This is a genomic window from Sodalis sp. RH21 (assembly GCF_047324175.1).
In the GTDB taxonomy this organism is placed as follows: Bacteria; Pseudomonadota; Gammaproteobacteria; order Enterobacterales; family Enterobacteriaceae; genus Acerihabitans.
The window spans coordinates 1,905,041-1,920,619 of sequence record NZ_CP178732.1 but is presented as its reverse complement, the minus strand read 5'-3'; the positions used below and the strand labels follow the sequence as shown (position 1 = coordinate 1,920,619).

Sequence of the window (15,579 nt, the reverse complement as noted above, 5' to 3'; positions counted from 1 at the left end):
GCATGTCAGAGGCGTTCCACCACCACCGCCACCCCTAGTCCCCCGCCGACGCACAGGGTCGCCAGGCCGAAGGTTTTGTCCCGGGCCGCCAGGGCATATAACAGCGTTACCAGTATCCTGGCGCCGGAGGCGCCGATGGGATGGCCCAAGGCAATGGCGCCGCCATTGACGTTGGTCTTGTCCTCATCCAGCCCCAGCTCATGGCCCACGGCGGCGAACTGTGCGGCAAAGGCTTCATTGGCCTCGATCAGGTCAATATCACCGATGCCAAGACCGGCCTTCTTCAGCGCCGCGCGTACCGCCGGTACCGGCCCGATGCCCATAAAAGCCGGATCGACGCCGCAGGTGGCATAACCGCGAATCCGCGCCAGCGGCCGGATACCCAGCGAGCAGGCCCGGGCTTCGCTCATTACCACCAGCGCCGCCGCGCCGTCATTGATGCCGGAGGCATTGCCCGCCGTGACGCTGCCCTCAGGCGTAAAGGCCGGACGCAGACTGGCCAGGCCCTCGGCGCTGGCATCCCGGCGGGGATACTCGTCCGTATCGAAAATAATGTCGCCTTTTTTGCCGTGCAGGATGACCGGCAGGATTTCCTTGCGAAACGCGCCGTCGTCAATGGCCGCCACCGCCCGCCGCTGCGAACGCAAGGCGATGTTATCCTGCTCCTGCCGGCTGATATTATGGCGGGCGGCGACATTTTCGGCGGTGATGCCCATATGGTATTGATTAACGCTGCAAAACAGTCCGTCATGCACCATGCTGTCGGTAAGCGTGCCTTCCCCCATCCGGTAGCCCCACCGGGCTTTATCCAGCAGATAGGGGGCCGCCGACATATTTTCCATTCCCCCCGCCAGGACAATCTGCGCATCGCCCGCGGCGATAACCTGAGACGCCAGGATCACGCTTTTCAGGCCGGAACCACAGACAACATTCACGGTGGCCGCCGGGGTTTTTTCATCAATGCCGGCATGCAGCATCGCCTGGCGGGCCGGGTTTTGGCCCAATCCCGCCTGCAGGACATTACCCAGGAAAACCTCGCCGATGATATCGGACGGAATACCCGCCCGCCTGATACTTTCCCGCGCCACCAGCGCGCCCAGCCGGGGGGCCGCCAGCGACGCCAGGCCGCCGCCGAAGCTGCCGATTGGGGTACGCACGGCGCTGGCAATAACAATCCCCGTCATATTGACCTCCTGATGAATCTCATTTTATTACTCCAGGAAAATCCGTCTTATTAAACATGCCTGTTATTATTTAATCAGCGCCCGCTTTTATCCGGATAAATAAGCGCTGCCGTTATTATTTCCGGCGTTTTAATACTCTGTTTGATAAACAGCATAATGTCCCGGTTCGGAAAGAATTTTATTTGACGCGTGTTCCTCCGTTAACCAATGCCGGGTTGTTCGCCGGATGCTGGCGGCAAGTTTCCTATTGGCGTCACATCGGTTTGCCAAATCAAAATCAACGTCACGGCGCCTACCGCCACCAGCAGGAGATAAGCGCCGGCATATCCCCCCAGATAGGTCAATCCCGCCGCCAGGATGGAAAAGGCGAAACAGCGCACAATGGACTGGATGGGCGCGATAATGCCGATGGCCCGGATATAGGCTCTGCGCGGAAATTTAGTGGCGATCAGGGCGGTGCTTAAATTGGTGGCGCCCGCCAGGCTAAAACCGATCATCAGCAGAGAAAGCCACAGGGTCAGCGCGTTGAACTGGAAGATATTGATCGCCACCGACGCCATCCACCACAGGGTGTAAATCATGATGGCCGCTTTAATTCCCACTTTTTGGTTGAGCCAACCCCAGCCATAGGCGCCAAAGGTGCCGAACAGCGCCGAAAGGGTCATATAAAAGATGGCGGTGCCCAGTTCAAATCCCATGCCCATCAACCGGGGCACAATCTGGCTCACCACCCCCACCAGCATGATATAGATACCGCCGGTGGCGATGCCCATGAACCAGACGTCCTTCATGCGCAGCAATTGACCGGTGGTGACCGGGCAAATATAGTCGTTATGCGCGCGAATCCGTTCGGCCAGCTCCTCGGCGGTAATGGGCGCATTGTCCGGCGCACAGCCGATATCTTCCGGTTTGTTGGCGGCAAATAGCGCCACCAGCAGCGCGGTGGCGAACATCAACAGCGACACGCCCCAAAATCCGTTATGAACGCCGAACCATGAGAAAAAACCGGCCAGCACCGGCACGAAAAAGGCGCTGGAAAAGGTCTGTCCCATGGTGCACCAGCCCAGCGCCAGGCCCTGTTTACGGATAAACCAGTTGGCGATAAGCGCGGTTCCGCCCATATACGCGAAACCGGTGCCGAAAAAACAGACCCCGGCAAACAGTACGGTGAACCCGGTCAGCGTCCCCCAGGAGCCCAGCAGGCCGAAACACAGGCCGCAGGCGATAAGGCAGAAAACGATATTGAATTTGGGCCCCTTCTTTTCACACAGTTTGGCGCACAGGGGTCCCGCCAGGATTGAGGCCCAGGAGGCGGGGGTCGCCAGCGCCAGCAGCGCGTTGTAATCCAGGTTAAAGGTTTTGGACAAGGCGGGCAGAATCACATTCAGACCGTGGGTCACGGCGCCGGCGGCAAGCCAGAACATCAGGGCCTGGAAAAAAATAATGGTCCATCCATGGGGCCCAAAACTACTTTTGGTAGCGGAAAGATGATCGTCCCCCCCGGTAGCAAGATCGAGAGTCTTCTGCGGCAGCGCCAGGTTTTTGTCTTGCCCAGTCATAGTGGTAAGCTCGTTGTACGCGGCCGGGCCCGCCCGGGGATGCGTAGTGGGTTTATCGGATGTTCCGCACGTTTGCCAATATTCCGACCCGGCCGCGGCGTTATCGCCCGCGTCGTAATCCAGCGCAAATTTGCCTAAAACGTCATTTTTCACGGGTCTCCTGAGATTATATCTCCATGATTTTCAAGCAATCGGCCACAATCAGCCGGGGCTCGACCTGGCGCTGGATGTCTTCAGGGGTCAATCCCGCCAACAGTTCCACCAGCACCAGTCCTTCTTCGGTAACATCAATCACGCACTGTTCGGTGACGATATGATTGACGCAGCGTTTGCCCGTCAGGGGATAGCTGCAGGCGTTGACGATTTTCCGCGCGCCGTCTTTGGCGCAGAGCTCCATGGTGATAATGACCCGCCGGGCGCCGTTCACCAGATCCATCGCCCCGCCCATGCCGAACACCCGGCCGGGCTGCGCCCAATTGGCCAGATCGCCGTTTTGCGCCACCTGCAGGGCCCCCAGCACCGAGGCCGCCAATTTGCCGGAACGGACCAGCCCGAAAGATTCCGCGCTGTCGAATGAACTGGCGCCGGGCACCGGCGCAAAACGCATGCCGGTGGCATTGCAGAACCCTTCCACCGCCAGCGGTCCCGCGGTCAGCGGGCCCATACCCACCAAACCGTTTTCGGTATGGAACATCACGCCGGGCGCCGCATAGTCGCCGCACAGGCTGGGAATGCCGATGCCCAGATTGACCACATCGCCGGCGGAAAAATATCCTGCGGCGCGTTTTGCTATCCTGTTACGGGCATTCATTGGTTTTCTCCTTGCGTTGCCAGGATCTTGTCCACATAGACGCCGGGGGTAACGATGCGATCCACGCCGTATTCATCCAGATCCACCAGCATGTCCGCGTCCACCAGGGTCACCTGCGCCGCCTTGGCCACCAGGGGATTGAAGTTGCGCATGGTGCCGCGATAGGTCAGGTTGCCCAGCGGATCGGCGGTACGGGCGCGCACCAGGGCGATATCCGCCCGCAGCGCGGTTTCCAGCAAAAACAGCTCGCCGTCCACCACCACCCGGTGCTTGCCCTCCTCCACCACGGTGCCCAGGCCGGTTTTGGTCAAAACGCCCCCCAATCCCGAACCGCCGCAGCGTATCCGCTCCGCCAGGCTGCCCTGGGGCACCAGTTCCAGTTGGATTTTGCCGGCCTCCACCAGCGCCACGGTTTCGGTATTGCGGCCGATATGGGAGGCGATAAGCTTATCCACCAGACCGTGATGAATCAGGCGGCCGATGGTGAGATCGGCGTCGCCGGAATCGTTGGCGATCAGCGTGAAGTGCCTGGCGCCGCTGTCGATCGCGCATTGGATCAGGCGATTGGGGACGCCGCAATTGGCGAACCCGCCGCAAATCAGCGTCTGGCCGTCTTGAAAAAGGCGGGTGATTTCTTCGGCTGAGGTATATTTTCCCGGCATGATTAATTCCTCGTCAGCAATACCGCCACGCCCTGGCCGCCACCGACGCAGAAGGCGATAACGGCGTTGTGCAGGTTGCGGCGTTTCATTTCATACAGGGTTTTCGCGGTAAGGATCGCCCCGGTGCCCGCCAGCGGATGCCCCAGGGCGATAGCGCCGCCATTGGGATTGACCCGCGCGGGGTCCATACCGATTTCCCGGATGCAGGCCAGGGATTGGGCGGCGAACGCCTCGTTCAACTCCCATAAATCGATATCGTTCACCGCCAGACCCGCCTGTTTCAATAGCTTGGCGGTGGCGGGAACCGGCCCCAGCCCCATCAGGTCGGGGTCCACTCCCGCCGCCGCATAGCCGCGAAATACGCCCAGGATCTCGCGGCCGTTTTTTTCCGCCAGCGAGCGTTCCATCAGCACCATGGCCCCCGCGCCGTCGCTCATGGGCGAGCTGTTGCCGGCGGTCACCACGCCGTCCGCTTTGAAACTGGGCCGCAGGGAAGCCAGGGCTTCCAGGGAACAATCGGGGCGCAGCGGTTCGTCGCGGGATACCGGCGTTTGCCGGCCTTTTTTATCGGTTACGGGCACCGGCACGATCTGTGCGTCAAACCGGCCCTCCCGCCACGCGGCGCTGGCCAACCGGTGGCTGCGCAGCGCGAACTCGTCGAGCTGGCGGCGGGACAAGCCATATTTGGCGGCCACGTTTTCGGCGGTGATGCCCATGGGCGGATTGCCCAGGCTATCCGGAGACGTATGGATATCCACGAACCGCGGCGGCTGTACCGAATAGGCGCTGTCGGTTTTTTCCAGCGACCAGGTGCGGCGGGAATCGCTTTCCACCCCGCCGGCGATAATAATGTCGGCGAAACCGGCCATGATCTGGATGGCCCCGTAGGCCAGCGCGTTCAGCGACGCGGCGCATTGGCGATCCAGTGTTATCCCCGGCACGGAAACCGGCAGCCCGGCCTCCAACGCCGCCATGCGGCCCATATTATTGATTTCGTTATTCATCAGGTTGGCAAAAATCACATCATCAATGCTAGCCGGCTCGATGTTGGCGCGGGCCACCGCTTCTTTGACGGCAAGGGCGCCCAGGATATGCGCCGGTACCGGCGCCAATGCGCCGCGGCATTTGCCTACCGGGGTACGCACCGCCGATACTATGACTGCTTCTCTCATAACCACCTTCTTTTACATGCCTGCGAGACCCGCGGGATGGGGCCGGGGATGGCCTGGTTTATAACGGCCGGAGCCCCAGCAGTTTTCTTGCCCGTGCGGGTGTGGCCACCTCTTTGCCGAACAAGCGGATTGCCTGAGCGGCGCGTTCTACCAACTGCGCATTGGACGCCTTTACGCCCTTGCTGAAATAGACGTTGTCTTCCAGCCCCACGCGTATATGTCCGCCTAATGCTATGGCGGCGTACAGTATGGGCATATGGGCCTTGCCGACGCCGAACGCCGACCAGGTGGCATCGGGCGGAATGTGCGCGCAGAGATAAAGCAGGTTCTCCACCGTGGCGGGCATTCCCCCCGGCACGCCGAGGCAGAATTGATAATGCAGCGGCCTGGCCAGCTTGCCCTGCTCGGCAAAATACCCGGCGATGCCCAGCATGCCGGCATCGAAAATTTCCACTTCGGGTTTGATGCCCCGCGCGGTGAGGACTTCACCGAGGGCGCCTAAAAACTGCGGGGAATTGATAAACACGCCGCCGGGCATCCAGTTAAAGGAACCCGCGTCCCAGGACGCCATTTCGATCCCGTCCAGGTTGGTCACATGTTCCTGCCGCTGCTTATCGCTGGCCCGATGGTCGCCGGACGTTGTGCAGTTGATAATCACATCGCAGTCATGGCGGGCGCGCAGCAGACGGATGGTTTCGGCAAATTTCCCGCTATCCATCGTACCCAGCCCCCCATCGTCGCGCATATGGAGATGGACGATGGCGGCGCCCCGCTGCCAGCAGCGATAAGCGTCGGCGGCGATTTCTTCCGGCGTCAGCGGAATATTTTCATTGATGTCTTTTGGTGTCACCGCGCCTGTCAATGCGGCGGAAATAATAACGTCGTTCCCTGTATTCATGGACCTGCCCCGCTTACGGTATGTAGGAATTTTTCGCCGGTTAACCATTACCCGGATAAACCGGCGGCCAGGACGTAACGCCCCGCTGCGGGCGATAACGGGCCGGCGCCGCGCGTGCCGCCAACAACGCCGCCGCGGCGGTGATAATCATCGGCAATGCGCCGGTTTGTTTGCCGTTCAGGCGACCCCATGGCCCGCCACCGCCGATGACCCGCGATGACGGGTCATCCGTTACCGGGCCTGTGGAGACAGGCCTGTTACTTGATTTCGTCTTCTTCCTGGCCGCCGTTGACGCGCGGACGGATGACCTTGCCTTTTTTCTCGGCCGCCTTGACCAGTTCGGCCTCTTCGTGCGCCCAGTGCCAGTAATTGACTTCGTGGGGGCTGTGTTCGGTAGCGGTCACGAACATTTCGGTGGAGAAGGCGTTGCGCAGCTCGTTGGCGATATCTTCCTTCCAGGCTTTCCGGAGCTGCTGGGTGGTGATGCGGCGGGTGACGCGGCTGCCGGTGCGCATGATAAGTTCGGCAATCTCCTGGGCCCGCGCATAGCAGGATTCCGTATCCGGACAGATCTCGTTGACCATACCAAGGGCGAGGGCCTTGCGGGCCGTGATGATCTCGCCGGTCAGTTCGGCATAGGCGTATCGCTTGCGGCCCATCAGTTCCCGCCAGGCAATGCCGATGCCGTCGCCGGGGACCATGTTGACCCGGAAATGCATATCCGTGGTCCACGCATCTTCGGTGCAAAGGGTAAGATCGCTGAAAAGCACCAGATCGGTATGGAAAGCGGCGCCGTTCCATACGCCGATGGTGGGCACTTCCACATCGAATACCTGGCCTTCGATATCGTTGGTACCGTCATAATATTGATACTCATACATCTTCCAGGCTTCTTCCGGCGCGGAGTTGAATTCGGTTGCCGGACCCCAGTTGCCCTTATCGTCAAGCCGGCCGATGCCCTTCATAAAGTCCTTGCCCGTCCCCCCGAGGATGATGACCTCGTTGTCCGGATCCCTGCCTGCCCAGTCGAAAAAGTAGTGAAGAGCCTGGTGCGCGGGAGCGCCCCACTGCAGGCTGTCGCCGTTGGTATGCAGCCGGGCTTCGAGAATTCCGTTTTCCCGTTTCATGGTGAAGCAGTGTTTCAGTTTTTCCGCATACTCTTCGAAACGCATATGGGGAATTGTTCCCAATTCTTCATGGGACATTTCTTTACGTTTTCCATGATCAGACTCGTAATTGGCTTTAATCGCCATGGTTTACTCCTTTATAGCTTTATTAGAATTTATTGGAAGCAACACAGATTTAAGTCATGTGATTCACATTTTCTGGCCCGGTGCTTCCTGGTAATAAAAACGTACCATCGCCGTACCAACGGCGGAAATTCTTTTTATTTTTTCGGCTATGCATTTTCGACATAACCGTTTTGGCAGCGATCCCGGAGGCCGGGAATTTTTAGGGAAAAACATGTGGCTTTTATCATAAAAAACAAGATAAAAATTATTCTATTATTACCCATTCCGGTTAAAAATCGGAACGGCGTTTTTATTAAATACAGCTATCAATATATATTTTAATAAATCCATAGGTAAAAATAAGGAGGTGAATGTAATGTAGGATATGGCCATAGACAGATTTATGGCTGCATAAATAAATTTTAATCAGCGTTTAGCTGTAAATGAAAGGGGAATGTATATGAATATGAACAGGGTTGGAGTGTGAAGCTAAGCTTATTGTTTTAAAAAAGATTTAAACTCCTTCAAGAATATGGCCACCGAGGGATTGGTATTTTTGCTATCCCATACCAATTCCAGGTTGAACCAGCAGTCCTCTTCGGCAATGTCCAGCATGACGCAGTTCTGGCCGGTCAGATATCCCCGGTGCCTGGGCATCAGGAGCACCGCGCGATCGGTAAATTCCAGGTTAAAACAGCAGGTCTTAAGATTGGGGTATTCTTTATCCAGTGTGAAATCAATGCCATGAATGGTCAAGAAGCGGGTGCTGTATTCATCGGACAAGGAGAATTCCCGGGGATCGATGCGCATTATCGGCCATTCGCTGACCTCGCGCAGGGAAACGCTGCCGCGCCCGGCCAGGGGGTGGCATTTATTTACCACTACGCATAGCGGATCGGTTTGAAAAGGCAGCGTGCAAAATCCCGATTCATTGGCCATAAAATTGGGCCTGATAAGGAATCCCATATCGCTGGTGTGATTATCCAGTAAAGAGAGGGCTTCATCCAGCTCGCTGTCGCGGCATTCAATGACGATATCGCTATGCTTGGCGCGGAACTGCGTCAGGAAAGTAATCAAAAACTTCTGGATAGCCTCCCCCAGGAAAGTAACGGCGAGCCGGCGCCGGCTTTTGCCGGTAAACGAATGAATCGCCGATATGGACGTTTCATACTGGAATAATATCTTACCCGCTTCTTCGGAAAATAATTTCCCAGCGGTGGTCAGTTCTACCTTATGGGTGTCGCGTTTAAAAAAACGGGTGCCAAAATACTCCTCCAAATATTTCATATGCCGGCTTAATACCGGCTGAGTGATATTCATTTTCTGCGCGGCTTTACTAAAATTCAGTGTTTTCGATAATAAAACAAACTCATGTAAAAGTTGCGTTTCCACGATCGTTCCCTATTCACTGAATAATACATGCCCTTATCCTACTGAAGAGTCATCGGCTAAACCGTGAGACCCATCAAAGGCTTTACGCTGATGGGGCTTTCGCCATGTTGTTTTTGCATAATCGCCATTGAACGACGGCATAATCCAGGCATATGTAATTAAAATGTGAGATACATGTTGCACTGAATGGCGCAGGCAATACCCGTTTTTCTTTGCCATTCCCTACCTAAGTTCATCAATATTTAATCTTTGACCCGCGGCGGCAGGGTTGCTAGCTTTTTTGTCTGACAAAAGAAATAGCCTGTGCGGGAATACTGACCATGACATCTGATGTTTTAACGGATCTTTTAGGGGACAAGCTGGTAGGGTGGCGCAGGGAGTTACATCAATACCCTGAATTATCCAATCACGAATTCCAGACGACACAAAAAATCAGGCGATGGCTGAGCGAGGCGGGCATCCCTATTTTGCCGCTGGCGCTGAAAACCGGCGTGGTCGCGGAAATCGGCCGGGGCGACGGGCCGACCATCGCGTTGCGCGCCGACATTGACGCCCTGCCCATCGATGAGCAGTCGGACCGGCCGTTCAGTTCACGCAACCCCGGCGTCATGCATGCCTGCGGCCATGATATCCATACCTCGATTATGCTGGGCGCCTCGCTGCTGCTTAAAGAGCGGGAAGCCGGCCTGGCCGGTAAAGTCAGGATACTGTTCCAGCCGGCCGAGGAAACCTTCGACGGCGCCCGGCAATTAATCGACGCCGGCGCACTGGAGGGCGTAAGCGTGATTTTCGGCGGCCATAACGCCCCTGATTTGCCGGTGGGTGAATTCGGCACCCGTTCCGGGCCGCTGCATGCCAACGTGGACCGCTTTGAAATCCTGATTAACGGTAAAGGCGCCCATGCCGCCCGTCCCGAGGAGGGTGTCGACAGTATCGTGCTGGCCGCCCATATCATCACGGCGTTGCAAACCTTGCCCAGCCGCGCCTTTAGCGCCTTGGACTCGGTGGTGTTAAGCGTCACGCGCATCCACGGCGGCAATACCTGGAACGTGCTGCCGCAGCAGGTGGAGCTTGAGGGAACGGTGCGCACCCACAATACCGCGGTCCGCGCCCTGGTGCCGGAAAAAATAACCCGCCTGATTGAACATATCGCCGCCGGCTTCGGCGCCCGCGCCGAGCTGCGCTGGCACGCAGGTCCCCCGGTGCTGGTGAACAGCGCCGAATGGGCGGATTTCACCAAAGACATCGCGGCCAGGGAGGGCTATCGGGTGCATGACCTGCCGCCGCTGATGGGCGGCGAGGACTTTGCCTTTTATCTGCATCATTTGCCCGGCGCCTTTGTCAATATCGGCTCGGCCAGCGCCTTCGGCCTGCATCATCCGCGTTTCGATCCGTCGGAAGCGTTAATCGCGCCGGCGGCGCGCTACTTCGCGCGCCTGGCGCAAGAGACGCTGCATACGCTGCGGCGCTGAGCGCCGGGAACCGGTGCCGCGCGGCCGGCTACAATCGCTGGCCGCCGCTGGCGTCGATGCGCTGGCCGGTTATCCAGCGTCCGCCCTCGCCGGCCAGAAACGCCACCACCTGCGCGATATCTTCCGGCTGGCCCACCCGGCCCAGCGCCACGTTTTGGCTAATCACCGCCGCGGACTGCGGATCGACGGCGCGCGGGTTCATCGCCGTGGCGGTCGCGCCCGGCAATACCGCATTAACCGTGATGGCCCGGCCGCCCAGTTCAGGCGCCAGCAACACGCTGAGGCTTTCCAGCGCCGCCTTGGAGGGCGCATAGGCCGCCATTTCCGGGAAGGCGGCCCGGGTGCCCATGGACGAAATATTGATTATCCGCCCGCCGTCCCGCAGCAGCGGGATAGCGTGCTGAATAAGGAAAAACGGCGAAATAAAATTGACCTGCAGCGTGTCGGCCAGCCGCTGCGGCGTAACCTCCGCGATGGCTGCCCGTCCGCCCTGCCCGGCGTTATTGACCAGGATATCAAAGCGCGGCGAACCGAAAAGCCGGGTCAACTCGGTTTGCAGCCGGTCTATCAGCAACTGCGCCCCCGCGCTCTCATCCAGCGACGCCTGCAGGATAAAGGCGCGGCCACCCGCGCGCTCAATCTCCTCGACCACGCGCTCCGCCTCCTGCCGCGCCTGGCGATAATGCACCGCCACCGCCACGCCCTGGCGGGCCAGGGCCAGGGCGATGGCCCGGCCGATGCCGCGGCTGGCGCCGGTGACCAGGGCTATTTTAGGCATGATCCGGCTCCGTCGTCAGCAGCGGATTGTTCCAGTCCCGGCGCGCTTCCAGCGCCCGCGCCAGCGTGGTGAGCGCATGGCGGTCCACTTTATTGGTGCCCGCCCAGGGCAATTCGGCCAGGAAAGCGATCCGCCGCGGGTGCTGGTATGCCGGGCCATGCTCAAGGGCATGCTGCTTTAATGCGTCCGGGCTCAGGTCGCTGTCGGGCTGCAACACCACAAAAGCCACCGGCACCTGGCTGCGCTCCTCATCCGGCAACGGCACCACGCAGGCCTGGCGCACCTGGGGATGGGATTCGAGCGTTTTTTCCACCTCCACCGGAAAAATATTCTCGCCGGAGCAAACGAACATGTCGTCCGCGCGGCCGGTAAAATAATAAAATCCCTGTTCATCGCGGTGCATGACATCGCCGCTGTAATACCAGCCGTCCCGGAACACCTGGGCGCTTTTTTCCGGCAGGCCGAGATAACCCGGGGTCACCGCCGGGTTGCGCATGCATAGCACGCCGTCGTTTGCCGTTTCCCCGTCCACCAGCTTCACCTCCCCCGCCGCGAGCGGATAGCCCAGCGCCAGCGGCGGAGTGGGCAGCCCGTCGGGATGGGGACCGAACACCGCCGGCCCCGCCTCGGTAGTGCCATAACCGTGGGTGATGGTCGCCGCGGGAAACGCCTGCTGGATACGATTGAGCAACGATAGCGACATGGGGGCGGACCCCAGCATCAGGCGGTTCAGGGCGGAGAAATCCCGCCCGGCCAGCAGGCGCGGATCGCGCAACAGCCGGGCGAACATGGTCGGCACGGCGGTGACGATATTGATGCCGTAATCGGCCAGCGCGGCGGCATAGCGCTGGGCGTCAAAGGCCGGCAGAACCACCAGCAAGCCATTAACCGCAAATACCCGTTTGGTGAGAAATAAACCGTTCATATGAAACAACGGCTGCGCCAGCAGATAGCGGGCTTGCGGCGCGTCCGGCTCCACGCCGCCGCTGCGCGTGGCCTCCAGCGCCCACAGCTGCCCTTGATGGGTCAGCGGCACCCCTTTCGGCCGGCCGGTTGAGCCGGACGTATAAAGTATCATCGCCACATCTTCCGGCCGGGGCCGCGCCGTATCGAAAGCCTGCGGCGTGATGCATTGCCGGAATCCTTCCGCGCCGTCCCCGTCAAAGTTCACCAGCGGCAGTTTGCCTTGCAAAATCTCATGGCGCTCACCGTCCACGAACGCCAGGCGAATTTGCGCGTCGGCCAATAAATACCCCAGGGTGTCGAGCGGCACCTTGATATTGAGCGGCACCGCCACCAGCCCCGCCCGCATGATGCCGAAATAGGCGGCGATATATTCGGCGCGGTTAAGGGAGGCGATGGCGACGGTGCTGCCCCGCGGCAGGCCAAGATCGCTAAGGTAGCGGGCCACGCCGCCGGCCAGCTCGTCAATCTGGCCATGGCTCCAGTGGCGCGGCCGGTTGACGTCGCGCAGGTCGATTATGGCCTCGCGCCGTAAATCACCGTTGCGATCGATAAGATCGCCAAGATTCAGGTTCATTGATACTCCTTCATAACGCCAACGGCGACAATTGCGCGGCGTCAGGTTCAAATAGCGGGAAATGACAGGCAACCTGCCGCCGCGCGCCGCTGCCGCGCAGCGCCGGCCGCTCCGCCCGGCAGCGTTCGGCGGCGCGCGGGCAGCGGGTGTGGAATGGGCAGCCGGGCGGCGGCGAGATAGGACTGGGCAATTCGCCGGCGAGGATATTCTGGCCGCGCGGCGCGCGGGGGTCCGCCACCGGCGCCGCCGCCAGCAGGGCCGCGGTATAAGGATGCGCCGGGCCGGCCCAGATCTCGCGCGTGGGGCCGCTTTCGACGATGCGCCCCAGATACATCACCAGCAGGCGATCGGAGATGTATTCCACCACCGAGAGATCGTGGGAAATAAACAGGTAGGCCACGCCGGTGCGCTGCTGGATATCGCGCATCAGATTAATCACCTGCGCCCGCACCGACACATCCAGGGCGGAAACCGGCTCGTCGCAAATCACTATCTTCGGTTCAAGGATTAACGCGCGGGCAATGCCGATGCGCTGGCGCTGGCCGCCGGAAAACTCGTGGGGATAACGGGACGCCGCCGCCGCGGGCAGTCCCACCAGTTCCAGCAGCTCGCCGACCCGCCGGCGGATTTGCGCCGCATGCCAGCCGGCCACCTCAAGCGGCCGGCCGATGCTTTTCCCCACGCTTTGGCGCGGATTAAGCGACCCCTGCGGATCCTGGAACATCATCTGCATATCCGCCCGATAGGGTAATAACGCCTTGCGCCCTAAATGGGTAATGTCGGCATCGCCGATGTGTATACTGCCGCCGGTGCTGGGAATTAACCGCATCACCGCCTTGCCCAGCGTGGATTTGCCGCAGCCCGACTCGCCCACCAGCCCGACGGTTTCACCGCGGTTTAGGGTAAAATCCACCCCCGACAGGGCGAATACCCGCCCGTCGCGGGTGGGATAACTGACCTGCAGATTGTTTACGGTAAGCAGCGGTTTCATCGGCGCCAGCCCCCGTTGGCCAAGCGGGGCGGCGCGGCCCGCGCCTGGGCTTGCGCCACCAGGCAGGCAACCTGATGCGCCGGGCGCAGGGACTCCAGCCCTGGCCGCAGCCGCGCGCACTCGGGCGTTGCGTGCGGGCAGCGCGCCGCAAAAGCGCAGCCCACGGGTAATTCCGCCAGGGCCGGCACCCGTCCCGGGATATCCACCAGCCGCTCATCCGGCCGCCCCGAGGTCGGTGTGGCGCGTAAGAGCCCCTGCGTATAGGGATGCAACGGATAGTCGAACAGTTCCAGCACCGGCGCTTCCTCGACGATTTTACCGGCATACATTACCGCCACGCGCTGGGCCATCGCGGCGACCACGCCCAAATCGTGGGTGATCAACATCAGCGCCATGCCGGTATCCGCCTGTAACTCCCGCAGCAGCGCCAGTATTTGCGCCTGGATGGTAACATCCAGGGCGGTAGTGGGTTCGTCGGCAATCAATATCGCCGGCTTACAGGCGATGGCCATGGCGATCATCACCCGCTGCGACATGCCGCCCGATAACCGATGCGCGTATTCATCCATTCGCCTGGCCGGATCGGGAATATGCACCTGCTCCAACAGCGCAACGCCGCGGCGCCAAGCCTCGCGCCGTGACAGGCCCAAATGCACCCGCAGAACCTCCCCCAGTTGATCGCCGACGGTTTTCACCGGATTCAGCGAACTCATCGGGTCCTGGAAAATCATCGCCAGCCGATTGCCGCGCAGTTGCCGCATCCGCTTTTCGCCCAGGGCCACCAGGTTTTGCCCTTCAAACCGGATTTCACCGCCGCTCAAATGCGCCGGGGGCGTGGGCAGCAGGCCCATCAGCGCCAGCGCGGTCAGGGATTTTCCGCAGCCTGACTCTCCCACCAGCGCCAGGGTTTCCCCGGCCGCCAGGGTCAGGGAGACGCCGTCCAGCGCGGTCACGCTGCCTTGGCGCCCGCGCAGTTCGACGCTCAGATCGTTCACCTCCAGCACGCTGCTCACAGGCGATCCCTCAGCTTGGGGTTCAGGGCGTCGTTCAGCCCGTCGCCAATCAGGTTCAGCGCCAGCACCGCCAGCATAATCGCCACGCCCGGCACCGCGCAGATATACCACGAGGAACGGATAAGCGTGCGCCCTTCCCCCACCAACCGGCCCCAACTGGCCAGGTTGGGATCGCCAAGGCCGAGGAAGGAGATCACGGATTCGTAGAGGATGGCCCCGGCAATCACCAGCGACGACAGCACGATCACCGGCGGCATGACATTGGGCAGGATTTCGCCCAGGGCGATGCGCAGGTTGCCCATGCCGCAGGCCCGGCAGGCGAGCACGAACTCGCGATCCTTGAAGGACAGGAATTCGGCGCGGGTCAGCCGGGCGATGGGCTGCCAGGACACCAGGCCGACGGCGATAATGATATTTTCTATCCGCGGGCCCAGCACCGCCACCACCGTCAGCACGAACACCACGTTGGGAATGATCTGGAACAGCTCGGCAACCCGCATCAACACTTCGTCGATCCACCCGCCGAACCAGGCGGCGGCGGCGCCCACCGCCACGCCAAGCGTGGTGGCCACCAGGCTGGCCACCAGCCCGATAAGCAGGGTGGCGCGCGCGCCGTGCACGATAAGCGCCATGATGTCGCGGCCCAGGGAGTCGGTGCCCAGCGGATAACGCCAATCGGTAAAGGGCCAAATCTCCGGCATGGCGACGATGCGCAAGGGGTCGGTGGGATAAAACCATCCGGCCAGCAGCGCGGCGGCCGCGATGATCAACACAACCAGCGCGCCGAACACCGCGCCGCGATGGCGGCAAAACCGGCGCAGCAGCGCCAGGCGCGGCGCGGCGGCGGACAAAAGGGGGACGATAACAGACATTTT

At 60.4% G+C, this 15,579-nt stretch carries 14 protein-coding genes; 1 reads left to right on the top strand and 13 read right to left on the bottom strand.

Annotated features, from left to right (window positions below; translation table 11 throughout):
* Positions 1 to 5: 5 nt before the first annotated feature.
* The 8 genes from ACL2XP_RS08765 to ACL2XP_RS08730 all read right to left on the bottom strand — a co-directional run bounded on the left by ACL2XP_RS08765 (position 6) and on the right by ACL2XP_RS08730 (position 8,910).
* Positions 6 to 1,184, bottom strand: a complete 1,179-nt coding sequence (locus ACL2XP_RS08765; protein ID WP_413738355.1) for an acetyl-CoA C-acetyltransferase — start codon at positions 1,182 to 1,184, stop codon at positions 6 to 8.
* Between the two features lie 200 nt (positions 1,185 to 1,384).
* Positions 1,385 to 2,896 carry an MFS transporter gene (locus ACL2XP_RS08760; RefSeq protein ID WP_413738354.1) on the bottom strand — a complete coding sequence of 504 codons (1,512 nt, stop codon included), beginning with the start codon at positions 2,894 to 2,896 and terminating at the stop codon, positions 1,385 to 1,387.
* 13 nt (positions 2,897 to 2,909) lie between these two features.
* Positions 2,910 to 3,554: a 3-oxoacid CoA-transferase subunit B gene (locus tag ACL2XP_RS08755; RefSeq protein ID WP_413738353.1), complete on the bottom strand. Its 645-nt coding sequence runs from the start codon at positions 3,552 to 3,554 to the stop codon at positions 2,910 to 2,912.
* A complete protein-coding gene (locus tag ACL2XP_RS08750) occupies positions 3,551 to 4,216 on the bottom strand; it encodes a 3-oxoacid CoA-transferase subunit A (protein ID WP_413738352.1) in 666 nt (221 codons plus the stop codon). The genes ACL2XP_RS08755 and ACL2XP_RS08750 overlap by 4 nt, the downstream gene beginning before the upstream one ends.
* Before the next feature lie 2 nt (positions 4,217 to 4,218).
* Positions 4,219 to 5,388, bottom strand: coding sequence for a thiolase family protein (locus tag ACL2XP_RS08745; protein ID WP_413738351.1), 1,170 nt, complete (start codon positions 5,386 to 5,388; stop codon positions 4,219 to 4,221).
* A 58-nt stretch (positions 5,389 to 5,446) separates the two neighbouring features.
* Positions 5,447 to 6,286 (bottom strand): 3-keto-5-aminohexanoate cleavage protein, encoded by an 840-nt coding sequence (locus ACL2XP_RS08740; RefSeq protein WP_413738350.1) that lies wholly within the window; start codon positions 6,284 to 6,286, stop codon positions 5,447 to 5,449.
* A gap of 257 nt (positions 6,287 to 6,543) precedes the next feature.
* The gene (locus tag ACL2XP_RS08735; protein ID WP_413738349.1) at positions 6,544 to 7,539 is read right to left on the bottom strand and encodes an enoyl-CoA hydratase/isomerase family protein; all 996 of its coding nucleotides are present in this window, start codon (positions 7,537 to 7,539) and stop codon (positions 6,544 to 6,546) included.
* A gap of 474 nt (positions 7,540 to 8,013) precedes the next feature.
* Entirely contained in the window at positions 8,014 to 8,910 is an 897-nt protein-coding gene (locus ACL2XP_RS08730; protein WP_413738347.1) for a LysR substrate-binding domain-containing protein, read from the bottom strand.
* Between the two features lie 320 nt (positions 8,911 to 9,230).
* Between ACL2XP_RS08730 and ACL2XP_RS08725 the strand changes: the two genes are divergently transcribed.
* Positions 9,231 to 10,382 carry an amidohydrolase gene (locus ACL2XP_RS08725; protein WP_413738345.1) on the top strand — a complete coding sequence of 384 codons (1,152 nt, stop codon included), beginning with the start codon at positions 9,231 to 9,233 and terminating at the stop codon, positions 10,380 to 10,382.
* A gap of 28 nt (positions 10,383 to 10,410) precedes the next feature.
* On the opposite strand, the gene ACL2XP_RS08720 is transcribed toward ACL2XP_RS08725, so the two are convergent.
* From ACL2XP_RS08720 to ACL2XP_RS08700, 5 genes are read right to left on the bottom strand one after another with little or no spacing between them, the layout of a single operon-like run.
* Positions 10,411 to 11,160 carry an SDR family oxidoreductase gene (locus ACL2XP_RS08720; protein ID WP_413738344.1) on the bottom strand — a complete coding sequence of 250 codons (750 nt, stop codon included), beginning with the start codon at positions 11,158 to 11,160 and terminating at the stop codon, positions 10,411 to 10,413.
* Positions 11,153 to 12,700, bottom strand: coding sequence for a class I adenylate-forming enzyme family protein (locus ACL2XP_RS08715; RefSeq protein ID WP_413738343.1), 1,548 nt, complete (start codon positions 12,698 to 12,700; stop codon positions 11,153 to 11,155). Before ACL2XP_RS08715 ends, ACL2XP_RS08720 begins: the two co-directional genes overlap by 8 nt.
* Positions 12,701 to 12,710: 10 nt before the next feature.
* Positions 12,711 to 13,691, bottom strand: coding sequence for an ABC transporter ATP-binding protein (locus tag ACL2XP_RS08710; RefSeq protein ID WP_413738342.1), 981 nt, complete (start codon positions 13,689 to 13,691; stop codon positions 12,711 to 12,713).
* On the bottom strand, positions 13,688 to 14,704 hold the full coding sequence (locus ACL2XP_RS08705; protein ID WP_413738340.1) for an ABC transporter ATP-binding protein: 1,017 nt from the start codon (positions 14,702 to 14,704) through the stop codon (positions 13,688 to 13,690). Before ACL2XP_RS08705 ends, ACL2XP_RS08710 begins: the two co-directional genes overlap by 4 nt.
* Positions 14,701 to 15,576 carry an ABC transporter permease gene (locus tag ACL2XP_RS08700; RefSeq protein WP_413738339.1) on the bottom strand — a complete coding sequence of 292 codons (876 nt, stop codon included), beginning with the start codon at positions 15,574 to 15,576 and terminating at the stop codon, positions 14,701 to 14,703. Before ACL2XP_RS08700 ends, ACL2XP_RS08705 begins: the two co-directional genes overlap by 4 nt.
* Positions 15,577 to 15,579: the final 3 nt, after the last annotated feature.